This window comes from Ohtaekwangia koreensis (assembly GCF_900167975.1).
Taxonomy (GTDB): Bacteria; Bacteroidota; Bacteroidia; order Cytophagales; family Cyclobacteriaceae; genus Ohtaekwangia; species Ohtaekwangia koreensis.
Genome location: NZ_FUZU01000002.1, coordinates 62,852 through 82,078, shown reverse-complemented (window position 1 = coordinate 82,078; position 19,227 = coordinate 62,852). Strand labels below are relative to the sequence as shown.

At 41.3% G+C, this 19,227-nt stretch carries 14 protein-coding genes; 10 read left to right on the top strand and 4 right to left on the bottom strand.

The features are described 5' to 3' along the window. The first annotated feature begins 1 nt into the window (after position 1). The 3 genes from B5Y40_RS13115 to B5Y40_RS13105 all read left to right on the top strand — a co-directional run bounded on the left by B5Y40_RS13115 (position 2) and on the right by B5Y40_RS13105 (position 6,608). Entirely contained in the window at positions 2-1,075 is a 1,074-nt protein-coding gene (locus tag B5Y40_RS13115) for a patatin-like phospholipase family protein (RefSeq protein ID WP_079687257.1), read from the top strand. Next, on the top strand, positions 1,072-2,526 hold the full coding sequence (locus tag B5Y40_RS13110; protein ID WP_079687256.1) for a hypothetical protein: 1,455 nt from the start codon (positions 1,072-1,074) through the stop codon (positions 2,524-2,526). Before B5Y40_RS13115 ends, B5Y40_RS13110 begins: the two co-directional genes overlap by 4 nt. Before the next feature lie 107 nt (positions 2,527-2,633). Beyond that, positions 2,634-6,608, top strand: coding sequence for a PDC sensor domain-containing protein (locus B5Y40_RS13105; protein WP_079687255.1), 3,975 nt, complete (start codon positions 2,634-2,636; stop codon positions 6,606-6,608). Between the two features lie 17 nt (positions 6,609-6,625). On the opposite strand, the gene B5Y40_RS13100 is transcribed toward B5Y40_RS13105, so the two are convergent. Beyond that, positions 6,626-8,905 carry an NADP-dependent malic enzyme gene (locus B5Y40_RS13100; protein ID WP_079687254.1) on the bottom strand — a complete coding sequence of 760 codons (2,280 nt, stop codon included), beginning with the start codon at positions 8,903-8,905 and terminating at the stop codon, positions 6,626-6,628. A 157-nt stretch (positions 8,906-9,062) separates the two neighbouring features. Here B5Y40_RS13100 and rlmB point away from each other — a divergent pair, with 157 nt between their 5' ends. Continuing rightward, the gene (rlmB, locus tag B5Y40_RS13095; RefSeq protein ID WP_079687253.1) at positions 9,063-9,800 is read left to right on the top strand and encodes a 23S rRNA (guanosine(2251)-2'-O)-methyltransferase RlmB; all 738 of its coding nucleotides are present in this window, start codon (positions 9,063-9,065) and stop codon (positions 9,798-9,800) included. Positions 9,801-9,887: 87 nt separating this feature from the next. Here rlmB and rocD read toward each other — a convergent pair whose 3' ends face one another. Next, positions 9,888-11,126 carry an ornithine--oxo-acid transaminase gene (rocD, locus tag B5Y40_RS13090; RefSeq protein ID WP_079687252.1) on the bottom strand — a complete coding sequence of 413 codons (1,239 nt, stop codon included), beginning with the start codon at positions 11,124-11,126 and terminating at the stop codon, positions 9,888-9,890. A gap of 331 nt (positions 11,127-11,457) precedes the next feature. Here rocD and B5Y40_RS13085 point away from each other — a divergent pair, with 331 nt between their 5' ends. Next, positions 11,458-12,777, top strand: a complete 1,320-nt coding sequence (locus tag B5Y40_RS13085) for a DNA recombination protein RmuC (RefSeq protein WP_079687251.1) — start codon at positions 11,458-11,460, stop codon at positions 12,775-12,777. A 288-nt stretch (positions 12,778-13,065) separates the two neighbouring features. Here the strand turns inward: B5Y40_RS13085 and B5Y40_RS13080 are convergent, their stop codons facing one another. Beyond that, positions 13,066-14,163, bottom strand: a complete 1,098-nt coding sequence (locus B5Y40_RS13080; RefSeq protein ID WP_079687250.1) for a redoxin domain-containing protein — start codon at positions 14,161-14,163, stop codon at positions 13,066-13,068. Between the two features lie 183 nt (positions 14,164-14,346). Here B5Y40_RS13080 and B5Y40_RS13075 point away from each other — a divergent pair, with 183 nt between their 5' ends. The 3 genes from B5Y40_RS13075 (at position 14,347) to B5Y40_RS13065 (ending at position 17,236) form a co-directional block, all read left to right on the top strand. Then, complete coding sequence (locus tag B5Y40_RS13075; protein ID WP_143785759.1) at positions 14,347-14,733, top strand: hypothetical protein; 387 nt, start codon at positions 14,347-14,349, stop codon at positions 14,731-14,733. 227 nt (positions 14,734-14,960) lie between these two features. Next, positions 14,961-15,611 (top strand): deoxyribose-phosphate aldolase, encoded by a 651-nt coding sequence (deoC, locus tag B5Y40_RS13070; RefSeq protein ID WP_079687248.1) that lies wholly within the window; start codon positions 14,961-14,963, stop codon positions 15,609-15,611. Between the two features lie 5 nt (positions 15,612-15,616). Continuing rightward, positions 15,617-17,236: an NADP-dependent glyceraldehyde-3-phosphate dehydrogenase gene (locus tag B5Y40_RS13065; protein ID WP_079687247.1), complete on the top strand. Its 1,620-nt coding sequence runs from the start codon at positions 15,617-15,619 to the stop codon at positions 17,234-17,236. 392 nt (positions 17,237-17,628) lie between these two features. Here the strand turns inward: B5Y40_RS13065 and B5Y40_RS13060 are convergent, their stop codons facing one another. Continuing rightward, entirely contained in the window at positions 17,629-17,814 is a 186-nt protein-coding gene (locus B5Y40_RS13060; RefSeq protein ID WP_079687246.1) for a CsbD family protein, read from the bottom strand. A gap of 209 nt (positions 17,815-18,023) precedes the next feature. Between B5Y40_RS13060 and B5Y40_RS13055 the strand changes: the two genes are divergently transcribed. Next, positions 18,024-18,188 carry a DUF1328 domain-containing protein gene (locus tag B5Y40_RS13055; protein WP_079687245.1) on the top strand — a complete coding sequence of 55 codons (165 nt, stop codon included), beginning with the start codon at positions 18,024-18,026 and terminating at the stop codon, positions 18,186-18,188. 238 nt (positions 18,189-18,426) lie between these two features. Next, a complete protein-coding gene (locus tag B5Y40_RS13050; RefSeq protein WP_079687244.1) occupies positions 18,427-19,059 on the top strand; it encodes a porin family protein in 633 nt (210 codons plus the stop codon). The last annotated feature ends 168 nt before the right edge of the window (positions 19,060-19,227 follow it).

Genomic DNA, 19,227 nt, shown 5'->3' with positions numbered 1-19,227 from the left:
CATGGATCAATACCTCATCCTGAGTATAGATGGTGGTGGTACCCGTGGTATAATTCCGGCTACAATCCTCCAGTGTATTTTTGAAGATACACGCACGCATCCTGCCGCTATATTTGATATGATGGCGGGTACATCTACCGGCGGTATTATTTGCATTGCACTCGCGGCCCAGAAAACAACACAGCGTGTTGTAGAATTATACCGCGATGAAGCCGATGATATATTTTACGATACAGGATGGGATGACTTTCGTGATGGCTTTGGAAAGAATCTGGGTGCAGACTATACGCAAGACCGGCTGAAGAAAATTCTCGATCATGAATTCGGTACAGTGGACATGCGCCAGGTACATGACGCGCTGCAACAAAAATATAGTCGCGAGAAAATTCTGATGGTTACATCATTCGATTTGAATCCGCAGGACGATGGAAGAAGTGTAAATTTCAAGCCGGCGGTTTTTAATTCAAGCTTTCAGCGCGATAAAAATGAACGCCTCGTTGATCTCGCCATGCGCACCTCTGCCGGGCCTACATACTTCCCTATATATCAGAAGAAATATGTTGATGGCGGTGTAGCGCTGAATCATCCCGCTATGGCTGCGGTCGCGTTTGTTCTCAATTGCTACCACGGACCTCAATTGGAATATCGTGCCGATGGCTTTCGTGGTTTAAATAAACGACCCAATGAAATTAAAGTATTGTCGCTGGGTTGTGGCACTTCGAACAATAACTATATAGATCCGCAGGATATTGGCAGTGGTGATTGGGGAAACTTAAAGTGGATCAAGTATCTGCCGGATATGCTTACTGAGTCAAATGTGCAGGCTTCCGATTATTACGTGCGGCAGGTGCTTCACCCCGACAACTATCTGCGCATTCAACTGGAGTTTAATCATGACGATGCTCCCGATGAAATCAAGAAAGCGATCCATGCAGGCAAAGTGCTCGGTCTGGATGTGAAAGAAGCAAAGCTGTTAAAAGCCATGGAGACCTATGCACGAAATCACTACAGCAAGAATCGTGAAAGTATACTTTCGTTTTTAGAATTACCTATACCTCAAACATCCTTTGTATGAATAATTTTATTGTTGATCTGCACTGCCACCCGGCTATGAAACCATACGGCCAAAGCTTTAAGAATCCCAGTGGAACAGGAGCGAACAGCCCCGACTCATCGGACACCACCAGCATCTGGCATTATGATCAGCCTTCTTTAAAAGATAAACTTCTGAATTACGTAACGGGTCTCACCAAATTCAGACAAGCAGATTTTTCTTCATCCCATTACGGAAGTGTAAAGGTTGTTACGGCATCGCTATATCCGCTCGAAAAAGGTTTTGTAAAAAACAGACTTGGCAGCGGACAGGTTTCCGATGCTATATTAAATATAGCGACAGGTTTGGGCGATGAGCGCATTGATTTTTTGCAGAAGATGCCCGACTACTTTACGGATCTTCAGAACGAGTATAAATTTTACCGTCAGCTTCACGATACTACCGTAATGATTGACGGAAAAAAGGTTCGCTATAAATTAGTACGAAACTATGTACAATTAGAGGAAGTGTTGCAAACCGCGGATGCTGCTATACCTACCATCGCGGTTATCATGAGTATAGAAGGAGCCCATGTATTTAATTGTGGTCTCACTCCGGAACAAAAACCGGCCGATAAAAACGAGGTTTTAAAGAACGTTAACTTTATGAAGAGCAACTGGGAATTCCCTCCGTTCTTCATCACGTTTGCACATCATTTCTATAATGAACTTTGTGGTCATGCGCGGAGTCTTACGGGTATTATGGCGCGTGTACTGGATCAGGGATATAAATTGGACACCGGCTTCACACCGCTTGGCTTTGATATAGCAAAAGCACTTTTATCAAAAACAAATGGTGCGCGCATCCTGCTAGACGTTAAGCACATGAGCCCGGTATCGCGCAGGCAATATTATGATTGGATTGAGAAGGAATTTCCTAACGATTCTATTCCTATAGTGGTAAGTCATGGTGCTGCCAATGGATTGAAATCATACGATAATAACTTTATAGCCGTTCGCCCAACAGGTGCGTGCATGAATCCTGGTTCTATAAATTTCTTTGATGACGAGCTCATTCGCATTGCGCGCAGTGGTGGCATTTTAGGACTGCAAATGGATGAGCGCAGGGTAGGCAACAAGGAAGCGCTCGCACAAGCGAAAGGACATACGGATCGTAGAAAGATTCTGTTTCACCGATCTAAACTGGTTTGGAACCAACTGGAACATATAGCACAAGTTCTTTCGGGTGCTGGTATATTTCCCTGGGGACTTGCTGCCATCGGTTCGGACTATGACGGCATAATTGATCCGCTGAATGGTTATTGGACACACGAAGACCTTCAGTTTATGGATGATTACCTGCTGAAGCATGCCTATAATTTCATGCAAGGCAACGGTAAGAATCTTCGCGTAGGCAACACAACAGATCCGGAGGAGATTGTAAGCCGGGTAATGAATATCAATGCCATGGAATTTTTGAAACGTAACTTTTGAAGTGGTGATGCTATACTATAATTGCACCTGCAGGAAGGTGATTGCCGATCTAACCGGATAATGTTTCCGGCTTTTGAAGTTGTTGTAATTTTTTAAATAGAGTACAGATGAGACTGCCTGAAGTCAATAAAAAATTTTGGGTGTCGTTAGTAACACTCCTGTTGGTTGGTGTACTGCTTGCGTATTACCTGCTGGTATATGTAAAACATCGAGAGGAAGAAATTCTGGCAAAGAACTATCGCTCGCTACAGCGCATTGGTAACAATATTCACGAAGTTAAACAGGTATACGACAAAAATATTTCCCAGGTAACACAGACGGTTGTTGATCAAGCGAATGATAGTGTATATATATGGTACCCCGGCCTCACGAATCTGAAAATTAAAATTCTCAAATCCGGAGATAAATTCTTTTGCACTGCGCAATATATAGAAGGTGTCAGCGAAGGAGTGCATGCTGTTAAATTCAGAGTCGAAGCTTCTGAATTGATACGGCGTTCGCTTGTTAAACATCGCTTTGATGATTTCTTCCTCGTTCGTCTTTCCAAAAAGGGCGCCAGTGATACGTGTAGTTTTTCAAATATAGCGTATCAGACTTTTGCAAGCAGGATTGAGCTGCAAGACCTTAACAAGCTATTTGTGGACAGCAGCGGAATTCGTACTATACCTTTAAAGGAGATTAAGCTTTCAGGCGTTGACTATCAGCTGCTTTCTCATCGGATCACCTTCCGGGAAAATGAAGACTGGATATTATGCGGAGTACTGAAGACATCAAATTTTGAACAAGAAGCGCGCGGTGTGGATACGTGGACGTTGGCGTTCTCGATTCTCATCGCGCTCGTGCTTGCATTAGCCATGCCGTTGTTGAAACTTAAAGTGATGAACGAGATAGAAAGACTCCGCATTATCAACGTGTGGTTTACCGGATTCTCCATCGTTATAGGTACAGCAGTTATATTGTTGATACTGCTCTCCGGTAATCAATATATAGGTTTTAAATATACAGTAGATAAAAATCTGGAAGAACTCTCAGGGGATATTAAGAACAGATTTACAGCCGAGTTGAATGCGATATATACACAATTGGACAGCTGTCGCAATACAATACGCCCTCCTGGTAATGGCGTTTTGATTTATGATAATATTTATCAGGTTAATCCCGTAGAACAAGAAAACAGTGCACAGGCTGATGCATTGAAGATTGCAGCACGCTTTAAAGAGCATAGATTTTTCAATGAAACAATGTGGCTTGATAGCAAAGGCGACTTGAAGATGATTGTCGCCACACATTTGATTCACAGGCAAGAGAGATTGTTAAACCTCCAGGATCGAAAATACTTTTCGAATGTACTGTCCAGGAATTTGTGGACTCTTCCGGATAGTACAGATGCAGGGAAAAGATCACCAAAAGAATTTGCATTTCAATCTATTCGGTCGTGGAGCACAGGCTCGCCAGAGGCAGGTATAGGTATAGCATTGGAGGGAGATGCTTCAGGTGCTGTAGTCCTTGCCATGGCAACGCGTCTGCATTCCGTCATGAATCCTTTGTTGCCACCGGGATATACATTTAGTATTATCGATGAGCCCGGTGAAGTATGGTTTCATTCGGATACGGAAAGAAATACACAGGAAAATTTTTTAAGTGAGGTTGATTACAATGCCAAAGTCCAGGCTGCGATTACAGGAAGAGCTGCCCAATGCATAGAGGCTCTTTATAATAACAGCCGACACCGCCTGTATATACAACCTATCGATAACTTGCCGCTATACCTGGTGACAACTTTGGATCTTGAATATTATACTGCTCCGATGATTGTGGTGATGACCTTCGCAGTGGGTATATTGTTCTTCTATTTTATTCTGCATGGAATTTTATTGCTGATACACCTGGCGTGTGTTTATCAACCTTCAAAACTCAAGACCATTCGGTTTTTTCTGAATTGGCTCCGCCCACGGAAAAATGAAGTGCAACCTGAATTCATGGGACCATGGCCATTGATCATGCCTCTCGAAAAGTATATTCGATCCATTGTGGTTCTTGCGTTTTTAATTCTGATAATGATCGGGAGCCTGTTTATAAAAAGCCTTACCGTTATAGCATTTTGTTTTATGGTTGTTCCCCTATATGTTTTGGTATTTCAGTATATACTTTTTGAACGCGAGACGATCTTTAAATATCAGTCACATTGGCGCACACGCGGTGTATTGCTTCATCCTTTTGTATGGGTAAGCTTTATATTCATTGTATTGATAAACTGGTCACTTTGTCGTGTCATTGATCAATTTTATATAGCCATCATTATACAGGCGGTATTGATCAGCCTGCTTGCGGTGGGTTATCAGGCGAAATTTATTAACAGGTTGAACGCAAATGTTTTCGTCATCAGAAATTATCATAATCTGTATTATTGCATGGTGTTTTTATGGCTGATCCTCGCGTCAGTGTTACCGGTTATATCTTTTTATAATATCGCTTTACGGGAGGAGAGTACACTATGGCAACGGTATATACAATGGGAGGCCGCGCAAAACGAACTGCATCGTGAAAAGGAACTGGAACGACTGGGCGTATTTCCGAAAGATATCGATACGCTCGCAATGAGGGGGAACTATCTGGCCAGTACTGGCGAGGTAGAACGAAACGATAAAATTGGTGTTGGTGAGATAATAAAAGAGAGTACAGAACTTCGCGATCTTGAATTTATAGCATGGCCCCCACTCGAAGGACTTATAAAAAAATCGCGTGCTATAGTATCAGAGGCTTCACACGACAATCAGTGGAGTTGGAGGTATCATTCTGATTCATCCAGTGTACACCTGGTATTTAAAACAAGTAATGGCGAAGAACGAAGCTATATATCACAAGCTGCTGCTTATAGCAGCGTTCACAGCGAATATTTCATTTTGTTTGTAATTGTATTGCTGATCGCTGCATTTTTGGTGGCACAGGTTTCTTTTTTTGCGATACGTACTATTTTCGGGTTAGGCATTGTATTGGACAATAACCTGATATACCAGGCACAACGCCAGATCTCGAAAGATGATCTTATTCACAAGACGATCCGTGAGAATACACAACGCATTTTTTTGGTAGGACTTCCTTATTCGGGTAAGAACGATATCCTTCAAAGCTTTAAAGATGCTGTGAGCATAACCAACCGCGATGGTTTTAAAGAAATCAATTTCCGTAATAGCATCAGCTTGCCGGAGAAGAGATCTTTTAATGTTATTCTTATAAAGCATTTTGAGCATGGTATAAATCAACCCGGTATAAATGACGAGAAGTTAAAATTGCTTTCATCCATTATCGATTGTCCCATACAGATCATTATTTCTTCTGCGGTATCACCGGCAGCCATCATTGATTTTTATGAAGATGCTATAAAGCGACTGGTGACTAAAGATTCCGAAGATGCTAAAAAGCAATGTTCGGAGCATAGATATGCTTTGCGCAAATGGAAAAATGTACTCAGTGGGTTTGTCGTGCTGCATCAACCTTTGGCTAAAACACAAGGTGTTGATCATACAAATCCTATTGTGCAAAGCGAATTGCAATATGGCCGATACTTACCCGGGCTTGCGCCTCTGTTTAGACACGAGTCACCGGATACCTATGAGAAGGAAGAGAATTTTGTACTGCAGGTAGAAGAAGTATCCACGGCATATTATCATTCGCTGTGGAATTCATTTTCTAATCCAGAGAAATTTTTATTGTTTGATCTCGCCAAAGATCGCTTTGTTAATCTGCGGAACGCAAAAGTTATTCGTATGCTATTGCAGAAAGGAGTAATTATAGCAGAAGATTCTCTTCAGATCATGAACAGAAGCTTTAACAGTTTTATACTCTCCACTGTGAATGAAGCAGAAGAGCTTCGCATGGAACGTGAGCTAAACAACAAAGGCTCGTGGAGCATTATGCATACCGTGTTAATGATCCTGCTGTTTGGCCTGATTACATTTATAGTGCTGGCACAACAACATTTACTGGATAACATCAATGTATTGTTAGCAGTACTCGGATCGGTAATTGGTTTGCTTACAAAATTTGGTGGCCTCTTTGGTTCTTCAAAACCTAAAGAGTAGAAACAAAAATGATCACCTTAAAGGTGATCATTTTGTTCATGTAGTTGTGCGTCCACCACTGCTATAGCAGCCATATTCACAATTTCGCGAATAGAACTTCCGAGCTGAAGTACATGCACTGGTTTTTTCATGCCGAGTAATATAGGGCCGATGGCTTCTGCGCCTCCGAGCTCCATCAGTAATTTATAGGCTATATTTCCCGAAGCTAGGTTCGGGAAGATCAATGTATTCGCACCTTCTTGCGCAAGAGCGCTGAATGGGAATGTCTCTTGTTGCAGTTGCGTGTTCAATGCAACGTTCGCCTGTATATCGCCCTCAACTACCAGGGAAGGATTTTTTGCTTTGGCTATACGCACGGCTTCACGACTCTTCTCCGGGACTTCTCCCTGTGAAGAACCAAAGTTTGAATAGGACAATACGGCGATGCGTGGATCCATATCAAAGAACTTTACACCACGCGCGGTAAGCTCAATGATACCGGCAAGCTCTTGTGCATTCGGGTCAACATTTACAGTGGTATCGGCAAAGAAGAATGTGCCTTTTTTATTGACGATGATATACATACCGGCCACACGATTCACGCCTTCGGCAGTACCGATGATTTGAAGAGACGGAAGTATAGTCTTCGGATAATCTTTTGTAAGTCCGCTGACAAGCGCATCAGCATCACCGAACTCTACCATCATGGCACCAAAGTAATTTCGTTCACGCATCATGCGTACGCTATCCAGGTACGTCAATCCTTTACGCTGGCGTTTCTTGTATAGTACCTCGGCATAACGGTTCACCATATCATCATCCTCACGCGGATAATATATAGGGCAATCGTGCAGGTCAAGATTATATTCTTCAATCAGTTTGTGAATCTCTTCACGGTTACCCAGCAAGATCGGCTTGGCAATCCCTTCGTCTTTCAGAATCTGCGCTGCCTTTAGAATTTTATGATGATTCGCTTCCGCGAATACAACGCGTTTCGGATTTTTCTTGGCGCGGTCAATAACCCGCGACATAAGTTTTTGATCTATACCAATGCGTTGCTGTAGTTGATGATGATACGCAGCCCAATCGGTGATCGGATATTTTGCTATACCTGAATCCATAGCAGCTTTCGCCACCGCTGGCGATACCGTTGTGATAAGACGCGGATCAAGTGGCTTTGGTATAAGATACTCGCGGCCGAATTGGATTTTATCAGTACCGTATGCTTTTACAACCATATCCGGTACGGGTTCTTTTGCAAGATCAGCAAGTGCATGTACAGCAGCCAGCTTCATAGCTTCATTAATTTCTGTAGCACGAACATCCAGTGCACCACGAAATATATAGGGGAAGCCCAACACATTGTTTACCTGGTTAGGATGATCGGAACGGCCTGTTGCCAGGATTGCATCTTCCCTCGTTTTGCGCGCAAGGTTATAGTCGATCTCAGGGTTTGGGTTCGAAAGTGCAAACACAATCGGATCCTTCGCCATGTTGTTCAGGTCTTCCGGAGTAATGGCATCTGCTACAGAGAGACCAATGAAAACATCGGCACCCTTCATCGCTTCCTGCAGTGTGTTGATTTTTACATCCGATACAAATTGTTTCTTGATATCATCAAGGTTCGTGCGCGAAGTATTCAGTACACCTTTACTATCGCACATGATTATATTTTCTTTTCGTGCGCCCAGCGCTATATATAGCTTCGTGCAACTTACGGCAGCAGCTCCGGCACCGTTCACAACGATTTTTATATCCTCCATTTTCTTCTCCACGATCTCCAACGCATTCAGCAATGCAGCGCACGATATAATCGCTGTTCCATGCTGATCATCGTGCATGATCGGGATATTCATTTTTTCACGCAGCTCGGTTTCAATCTTGAAACACTCCGGAGCTTTGATGTCTTCGAGGTTAACACCACCGAATGTAGGCTCCAGTGATTTTATAATTTTGATGAGTTCATCCGGATCTTTCTCATCGATCTCTATATCGAATACATCAATGCCGGCAAATTTTTTAAAGAGAACACCTTTACCTTCCATCACAGGTTTGGAAGCTTCAGGTCCAATGTCACCTAATCCTAATACCGCTGTACCATTCGAGATAACAGCGACCAGGTTTCCTTTCGATGTATACTTATAAACATCTTCTTTATTCGCAGCAATTTCTTTGCACGGCTCTGCCACTCCGGGAGAATACGCTAATGCAAGATCGCGCTGTGAGCTTAATACTTTGGTTGGAACTACTTCAATTTTACCGGGCTGCCCTTGCATGTGATAATTGAGAGCATCCTCCTTTCTGATCTTAATCGACATAGTATGAAATTAGACGCCAAATATAATCAGCGAATGTTGAAAGAGAAGCTTGAATATTTTTTCAAAACTGGAATAGAATGTGGAATTTGCCGATTGTTTGAGCGTGTAGTCAAGCGTGCACATCAAGCTGAAAACACTTTAATATTAACATCTTACGATGGAAAAATCAGATATGATCTATGGCACCCGCGCGGTGATGGAGGCAATTGTAGCAGGGAAGGAAATTGAAAAGGTAATGATCCAGTCGGGGTTGAGTAACGACCTGATCAAGGAACTCATTATGACGGCAAGAAATAATAATGTGCCCGTTTCCTTTGTGCCCATGGAGAAGTTGAAGAGGATGTCATCGAAGAATCACCAGGGTGTGATCTGTTTGCTGGCTTCAATATCTTTTGCATCGCTTGATAATTTGATCGATCGCGCCTATAGCGAAGGCCGCGAGCCATTTTTTCTTTTGCTGGATCGCATAACTGACGTACGGAATTTTGGGGCTATAGCACGGACAGCAGAATGTGCTGGTCTTGATGGAATTGTTATTGCAGAAAAAGGCAATGCTCCAATCACCAGCGATGCGATGAAGACCTCTGCCGGAGCCTTGAATCATTTACCTATTTGCCGCGAAAAAGATTTGAAGAAGACGCTTCAGTTGTTGCGTGATAATGGAATACGCGTTGTAGCGTGTACTGAGAAAGCGAGTCAGAATTTATATGAAGTAAATCTTTCTGGTCCGATTGCATTGATCATGGGTTCCGAAGAAGATGGCATTGCAGATGCTCTTATTCGTGATGCCGATGAACTTGCAAAGATCCCCATGCGAGGGAAGATAGGTTCATTAAATGTATCCGTTGCAGCCGGTGTAGCTATATATGAGGTGGTGCGACAGAAGTTAAAATAATATATTGAATAGCGAATATAGTATCGGTGTATATAAAGTATAAAAGCAGTCGTAAGGACTGCTTTTATACTTTTATGAGAGCTTTGTTTATTTCTTAAAATTCAGAATGCATTTCTCTATAATATCACAGCACTCGTGAATTTGTTCTTCCGTAATTACCAAAGGTGGTGCAAGGCGAATTATATTTCCATGTGTCGGCTTTGCCAGAAGTCCGTTGTTCATAAAATCAACGCAGAGATTCCAGGCAGTTTCACTCTTGGGAGAATCATTGATAACAATAGCGTTTAATAATCCTTTACCACGTACGAGCGTAATCATATCCGTCTTCTTCATCAACGCTTGCATGCGCTCACGAAATACTATACCGAGCTTCATGGCATTGTCTGCCAGTTTTTCATCTTTAATTACTTCGAGTGCCGCTATACATACCGCTGCTGCCAATGGATTGCCTCCGAATGTAGAGCCATGTTCACCGGGCTTAATCACGAGCATGATCTCATCATCCGCCAGCACGCATGATACAGGCATTGTGCCACCGGAGAGAGCTTTACCCAGAATTAAAAGATCAGGACGAACATTTTCATAATCGGAAGCAAGCATTTTTCCGGTGCGTGCTATACCAGTTTGAATCTCGTCCATCATGAGTAAAACATGATGCTTACGACAAAGTTGTTCTGCCGCTTTCAGGTATCCATCAGCAGGAACAAATACGCCTGCTTCGCCTTGCATAGGCTCAATCCAGAGCGCACATACATTGGGATTAGCAAGTGCTTTTGTTAACGCATCAATGTTATCGTAGTCTATAATTTCAAATCCTGGCATAAAAGGGCCGAAGCCCTTGCGAGAATCTTCATCCGTAGACGCAGAAATAATGGTAGTAGTGCGGCCATGAAAATTTTTCTTCACGGCTATAATTACAGCTTCGTTATCCGGAATGCCTTTATAGGTATATCCCCACTTACGTGCAAGCTTAATAGCCGACTCATTCGCTTCAGCGCCACTGTTCATGAACAGTGCTTTTTGATAGCCAAATGTTTCGCAGATATACTTCTCGGCAATGCCGAGCTTATCATTATAAAAAGCACGTGATGTAAGCGTGAGTTCTTTTGCCTGATTGATTAGTGCATTGACAATACGGGGATGGCAGTGGCCCTGGTTCACGGCACTATATGCCGAAAGAAAATCATAGTAGCGTTTCCCTTCTACATCCCAAACAAACACTCCTTCGCCTTTGCATAACACTACGGGAAGCGGATGGTAGTTATGTGCACCATACTTGTCTTCCAATAGAATTGCCTGCTGGCTGGAGTTAATTGTTTCGATCATAAAATGTAGAATTTGTATTATTGCAAATCTATCAAATAGCGGTCGTAAAGCCTACAGGATTTAGAGTATAGCATGGGGTATTTCGTTACGTGTAATTCGTTTTTATAGGGGTGAAGAACAGATCTTCCTCAAAATTTGTTGTTCGCAATCAGAATTAGTCCGCCCGATAATGCTTAAAAGCTCCTGCAAAGATTTTTAAGAATTTAAAACAGCATATTAACCAGCAATTTTTAATGCGTAGAAATCAAGGTGAGCGGACTTTTAAATGATTTGTTATTAAAGCTTGAAATCTATTTGTCCACCGTTAATTGTTAAAATATATTTACAGCGTATGGAAATTGTTTTTTTATTGGTAGGGGTTGGTGTCGGTGCAGTAGCGGCATGGCTCGTTTTGAAATTTAAATCTACGGCTGAAAATCAATCTGCAACTTCATCTATAGTACTGGAACAGGAAAAAAATAAAGTGCAGCAAGGTTTGATAAGCGAACTGAAACATGATCTTGAGATAGAACGAAAAAAAGTACTGGAGGTGAATAACAGTCTGGCTGCTTCCGAAGCAGACTACAGGAATTTACAAGAGAAACTTCAGGACCAGCGGAAGGAACTTGAAGCTATGAATGAAAAGCTCACGTTGCAATTCAAAAATCTGGCGAACGATATCTTCGAAGAGAAAAGTAAAAAGTTTACAGATCAGAATAAATCCAATCTGTATGATCTGTTAAAACCTTTGGGAGAACGAATTATAGAGTTTGAAAAGAAGGTTGAAGAAACGCACAAGGACAATATATCGCGCAACTCCGCTTTACGCGAGCAGCTTGAAAATCTTCAGAAGCTTAACGTACAAATGACGCGTGAAGCAGAAAACCTGACGCGTGCATTGCGTGGTGATACGAAGACGCAAGGTGCGTGGGGTGAATTTATTCTGGAAAGTATACTTGAGAAATCGGGACTCGAAAGAGATCGCGAATATTTCATTCAGGAATCGTTCACCACTGTGGAAGGCAGACTTCGTCCGGATGTAATTATCCGTTTGCCAGAAAGTAAACATGTGATTATCGATTCGAAGGTGAGTCTTACAGCTTATAACAACTTTGTAAATTCAGAATCAGAAGAAGAGAAAGTAATTCACCTCAAGAGTCACCTCACTTCTATTCGCCAGCATATGAAATTGCTGGGAGATAAAAATTACCAGAAGAATATTACCGATAGCAGTCTCGACTTTGTAATTATGTTTATACCGATTGAGCCTGCCTATATATTGGCGCTCCAGAGTGAGAAGACGCTATATGAAGAAGCGCTCGAAAGAAGGATTGTATTTGTGAGTCCTACGTTGTTGATTCCATCGCTTCAGCTTATTAAAAATACGTGGAAGCAGGAATATCAGACACGTCACGTAATGGATATAGCGAACAAGGCTGGCGATCTGTATGATAAGTTTGTAGGATTCTCTGAAGACCTGATCACCTTGGGCCGTCATCTTGATTCTTCTAAAAAGTTCTATGAAGAATCCATGAAGAAGTTATCGGTAGGAAGTGGAAACTTGGTACGAAGGGTTGAAGACCTAAAGAAGCTTGGAGCTAAAGCGAGCAAGACAATCGATGCGAACCTTCTGAAGCGTTCGGAGGATCAGGCGGATTTATTTGAGAAATAATTTTTTTAGTCTGCTGAAATTCATTGGTGTTAAGTGGAGAGGTGCATAGCGCGGGTTTAAAGAGAGAGTCGGTTTACATTTGAGCAGGCCGCGCTTAAGAACATCAGGCTTTTGCAGATCGCCAGCGATCTGCAAAAGCCTGATGTTCTTAATGAGTATACAATCTTTCAGATGTATACTTAAACACTTGTACAGTATACTCGCTGCGTATTAATTTATACTTATCGGTATCGGTGAATCATTTTCTTGGTCATCATATATACTAAGCCAGTGTTGATGGCATAGGTATTAATATATCCTCCCGATATTCTCCACAATAATTTTCTTTAGTTCATGCGGGTCAATCAATCCTTGTTTGCCATAAATAATTTTACCGCCTGGTGCAATGAACAATGTATAGGGTAAAGAACCTTCCCACTTTTTATCAAGCGCTTCCATGAAAGCATATTTATCTCCCTTGAATATATAGTTCTTGGTAGAAGCTTGTTTCTTGGTAAGGAAGTTAAGGGCATTCGGTTTCCTGTTTACATCATCGAGACTGATCGTTACCAATTCAAACTCCCTGTTTCTATACATCCTGTTCATGTTCACAAACTCTGGAAACTCGGTAACACAAGGACCACACCACGTAGCCCATACATTTATTAATTTATAGTTTACGCCTTCATTCTTCAGCAACTGTTTTAATGAAGCCATCTCAAGATCATCGATCGATACTTTTTCTTTAGCCCATTCTTCAAATGCTTTGTTCGCATAATCACGTTTGCATGGCCACTTGATTGAGCAACCAAAAGTTTTTGTTTTTTCTGTCGTTACAGGTTTACCTGCAAGCAGTGCGTCCAGTGCATTGCGTGTATCATGTGTTTTTGCAGTGCCTGGTTTTTCTCCATCATCAATACGGCCGGTATAGCGAAGTGTACGCTTCGTATCGAAAATAAAAACATGAGGTGTAGCCTGCGGTCCATATTTCATTGAGACAGAAGAAGTCTCGCCATCATATAAGTAAGGGAAGTTATACTGCTTATCTTTTGCGCGGATCTTCATTTCTTCAAATGTGTCACTTAGATCAGTATAGCCCAGCTCATCCAGTCGTACAGCTTGAGGATCGTTTGGTGAGATAGCAATTATACCAACGCCCTTACTGGTATAGTCTTGCACAAGTTGTTTGATGCGGTCTTCATACGCCTGCGCTGTAGGACAATGGTTACAGGTGAATATGATTGCCAAAATTTTATACTGCGCAAAACTTTCTAAAGAGTATGTTTTGCCATCCGTTGCCGGCAATGAAAAGGGTGGGGCGGTTGCTCCGATTTCAAGAGGTGTTGGATCAGACGCCCTGGCTACGAGGGAAAAAAGACCCATAATGAGTAAAAAGAAGGACTTCATATAGATAGGGTTATTTGATTTATGTAAATTAAAGTTAATTAAAAGTTGTTTTTGTCGAGTAGAAGACTGTCTCTTAAAAATTTACCGGTTAGGCATTTCGTTTGATCGCCTTTAAAGACCTTCAGTCGGATGCGGAATACGATTGGGTAATGATTACAGTTTATATCTTTGTAAAGATCCTTTATGCGTATACTAATTACTCTATTCTTGATCGCGATCATGTGTGCAACAACATGTGCGCAATCATCCAGGAAGAAGAAAAAAGCAGCTTCCGAAGCTCAGTCAAATTCGCCAACAACCCTGGAGCCAGGCGAGCCTTATTATCCCAAGAAAGATTATGGTCCGAAGAAATCGCGTAAGAATAGAAAGAAGTCTTCTGGACCTACGTATGAATCACAAGATGAGTACGAAGCAAGAATGCGTGAAGGAGTTAAGACCATCCGAAGGAATGAGCGAATGTTGATGAAGCCACAGTATACCAATCCGATGTACTTTGGTCATAAGCGTCCGCCCAAGAAACGCCCACCCGGAAAAATGAAATATTGTAAGGTATGCGGTATGCGCCATTGAACTTTTGCTATACCTTCCTAGTTATAGCAACGAACAGCCTGCGATTTTCGCGGGCTGTTTTATTTTTGGATCTATAGGTAAGATCGTATTGTGAATAACTATCTGGTGAAACACGAGACAATATTTATATAGATCAAGTACTATACATGCACAGTACCCTGCTCTGTATATAAATGTATAGTGAACTGAGCTTGTGATTTATATTTTTAAACAAGTACTTGCGTGTAATGAATCTTGCGAACTATATCGAGCATACAAACCTGAGTCCTACTCTTACAATTGGAGATATTGACAAACTCGTTGAAGAAGCAAAGAAGTTCAATTTCCTCGGCATTTGTGTTCCTCCCTTCTGGGTAAAGCGCGCGAAGCGTGAGATAGGTACCGCTAAAATTATATTGGTAACAGTAGCTGGTTTCCCGTTAGGGTATAATATGACAGAGACCAAGCTTGACGAGATCAAACGTGCAATCGATAATGGTGCAGATGAAATCGATGTAGTATGGAATGTAACTTCTTTTAAAACGAATCTTCCGTGGACCAAGATCGAAGTAGCCAAGTGTAGCAAGCTTTCACATGATCATCAGAAACTTTTGAAAGTAATCATTGAGACTGCGTATCTTTCTGATGAAGAGATAAAAAAAGCTTCTAAGATCTGTGCAGATGCAGGTGCCGATTTTGTTAAAACATCAACAGGTTTTGCACCTACGGGTGCCAATGCCAAACATATAGCGTTAATGAAAGAGAATCTGCCGCCCGCTGTAGGCATTAAAGCATCGGGTGGTATAAAAACTTTTAACGATGCCATGAGCATGATTGAAGCAGGAGCAAGTCGTATCGGCACTTCATCAGCAGTAAGTATAATACAAACCAACCCTTAAGTATAATGAGTCAACTTTTAGCGAATGTTTTCCCAGAGGAAAGCGCCATTCCAGATGCTTTTAGAATCACAGAAGCAATTGAACAACGTGAGTACCTGGTCAATGGTGAAATGAAAACATGGACTGGTAATCTTAATCCAGTACTCAGCCCTGTCTTTACCAAAGAAGGCGGCACCTATAAACAAAAAGTAATTGGAAGCACTCCATTGCTCACCTCGAAGGAAGCACTGGAAGCTCTTGACGCTGCTGTGAAGGCTTACGATCTTGGACAAGGATTGTGGCCAACCTTAAGTGTAACGGAACGTATCGAGCACGTTGAAAAATTTCTCGTGGCTATGCGTGCACAGCGCGCTACGGTAGTTAAGTTATTGATGTGGGAAATCGGTAAGAGTCTCAAAGATTCTGAAAAAGAATTCGACCGTACATGCGACTATATAGTGGATACTATAAAGGCATATAAAGATCTTGATCGTAATTCGGCAAAGCTGATTGAGGAGCAAGGTTTCATGGCACAGATCAGACGTGTGCCATTGGGTGTGTCGCTTTGTATGGGCCCCTATAATTATCCGTTGAATGAAACGTTTACCACATTAATTCCGGCTTTGATCATGGGTAACACGGTAGTTTTTAAGCCTGCGAAATTTGGTGTACTGCTCATTCGCCCATTGATAGAAGCCTTTCGTGATAGCTTCCCTCCGGGTGTAATTAATATTATTTATGGAAAAGGTAGGGAGACAGTTGGTGCGTTGATGGAAACTGGAAAGATCGATGTCTTCGCTTTTATAGGAACAAATAAAGGAGCGAATGATTTGAAAAGGCTTCATCCTAAACCTCATCGTCTTAAAGCTATATTGGGACTGGATGCAAAGAATCCTGCTATAGTATTGCCGGATGCAGATATTGATAATGCTGTTACCGAATGTATAACAGGAAGTCTTTCTTTCAATGGTCAGCGTTGTACTGCATTGAAAATTATTTTTGTACACAAAGCTGTTGTCGATTCATTCATTGAGAAATTCAATACACAAGTAAAGAAGTTAAAACCTGGGATGCCATGGGACAGTGGTGTTGGATTAACGCCTGTGCCAGAGCCTGGAAAAGTTGAATATTTACAAGAGCTTGTAGCAGACGCAAAGAAACACGGTGCGAATGTTGTAAATGAAAATGGTGGTGAATCATTAAATTCATTTTTCTATCCGGCAGTTGTATATCCGGTGAATAAGGAAATGCGTCTTTACTATGAAGAACAGTTTGGGCCGGTAGTTCCGATTGTACCTTTCGATGAAGATGAAGAAGCTATTGAATATGTACTGAACTCTAACTTCGGACAACAGGTGAGTATATTTGGTACAGATTCAAGACGGATAGCCAGGTTGATCGATGCTTTCGTAAACCAAATGGGGCGAATCAATATAAATGCTCAAAGTCAACGTGGGCCAGATACATTTCCTTTCAATGGTAGAAAGGATTCTGCGGAAGGAACACTTTCCATCGCAGATGCACTTCGTGTGTTTTCAATTCGTACGCTGGTCTCGACCAAGAGCACGGATGAAAATAAACACATCATCAGTAATATTATACGCAATCGCGAATCTGCTTTCTTAAGCACCGACTATATTTTCTGATTTACGTAAGCTTTAATAAAGTAAAAGGTTGCACGCGCGTTGCGGCAACCTTTTTATATATATAGCGATTGTGAAAAGTTTCTAGAGGTGTATAAACTGCATGCCAATAATTAAAACTAACATGGATAGTGCAATTAGCATGGTGATGATTCGTCCTTTCATATGCTTTTCCTTTACAAGGGCCGCTGCCTTCGCAGCGGCCCAGACCTTCTACCTGAACTATAGACCAACTAAATTATATGAATCGTATATATAGATATACGGTTTGTAAATCACTTTAGGCAAAGGTTCATTTTGGAAGTATTGCACTGATCATGGTGTGGTGTACATGAAGAGAAGCAATACCCCAAAAATGACCTTACAAACTGTTAAGCATCAGTAATGATATCAGATTAAATTTCTTCAATCATTTTTCTTACTTCTTCTTTTGACTTTCCAAGTTTCTGCTGAAGACGACCATATAGTTCATCTTCTTTACCAGATGTGAAAGCTAAGTCATCATCAGTAAGTTCACCATATTTTTGTTTAAGCTTACCCTTAGCTTCATTCCATTTTCCTTTTAATTCCAGGCTTGTCATAATTGTATTGTTTAAATGTATACTTATGCGTCATGACATAAGAAAAGGATGTGCCATGTACTAATCTTAATAATTATTAAAGCTAAGTATCAACAATGGGGTAATCTTTGGGGATAATCATCTACATGCACATGTCGAATTTATATACATAGTATCCGGCCAGGCATGAATTTCTAGTACTATAATGTGTAGACTAAACACAATTATTTATGTTACGATGGACTATAATATTTCTAATAATAGCTATTGTTGCAGCTATTTTTGGATTTGGTGGCGTTGCTGCCAGTGCAGCTTACGCGGCTAAAATAATTTTCTTTATCGCTATTGTGATCTTTCTGGTTTCTCTGATTGCCGGATCTTTCAGAAGAAACTAGCAGGGTATTCCATGTATGTATAATAGATGAGCCACTGGATCGATATCCAGTGGCTTTTTTATTCAATCTATAGCTTTAAGATGTATGTATAGGTTAACGTGTTCTACATCTATATAAATTGGGTAAATATTTAGTCGACTCTTTTATTCTATATAGAGTATTATATTAAATAGTCAATTTGGTTCATCAACACTCGATGGCATAGTTATTTTTCTTATCCCGCAAATTAAAAAACACTATGAAAACAAAATTGAAACACATCTTGTTGGTTGCGGGGATATTTACAATAGCATCTACCGTTACCTCCTTCGCTCAGGAGAGAAGAGCTGGTATCAAAGGCGGATTGAATGTTAGTAACCTGTATGTTGATGACGTAGACGATGAAAATGCAAGATACGGTTTTAACGTTGGTTTGTTTGGAGAGATTATCTCCACAGAAGCATTCGGACTGCAGGCTGAATTGTTGTATTCAACCAAGGGTTCGAAATTTGTAACCGATGGAATTATCGATCAGGAAACTAAATTCAATTTAAACTATATCGATGTTCCAGTACTTGCTGTGTTTAAGTTAGGTGAGTCAGTTGATTTACAACTCGGTGCCTATGGCTCTTATCTTCTAGGAGCAAACATTTCTACCGATGGTGATTTTGGTAGCGGCAGTGATGATCTTGATAAAGATAATTTCAAATCATTTGACTACGGATTAGTAGGAGGTATCGGTTTTAATTTTGGACCTGCGCAAGTAGGTGCACGCTATAACTACGGTCTCGCTAAAATTGCTGACAGTGAAACAGCAAGAGATATCATTGGCGACTCTAAAAACTCATTTGCCCAGTTATACCTGGCATTTAATCTAAATCATCATCCGTAGATGATTAATTTAAAGCGGTTAAAGCCTGGGTTGATAGCCCAGGCTTTTTCTTTTTAAGACAAGCCCGCAATTGAGGTGGATGGAGTTGTATAGATAAGCGCGCTATATGTGAATATTCCGGCAGATGAACACATATATACACTACATATTACGAGACCTGTATATCAC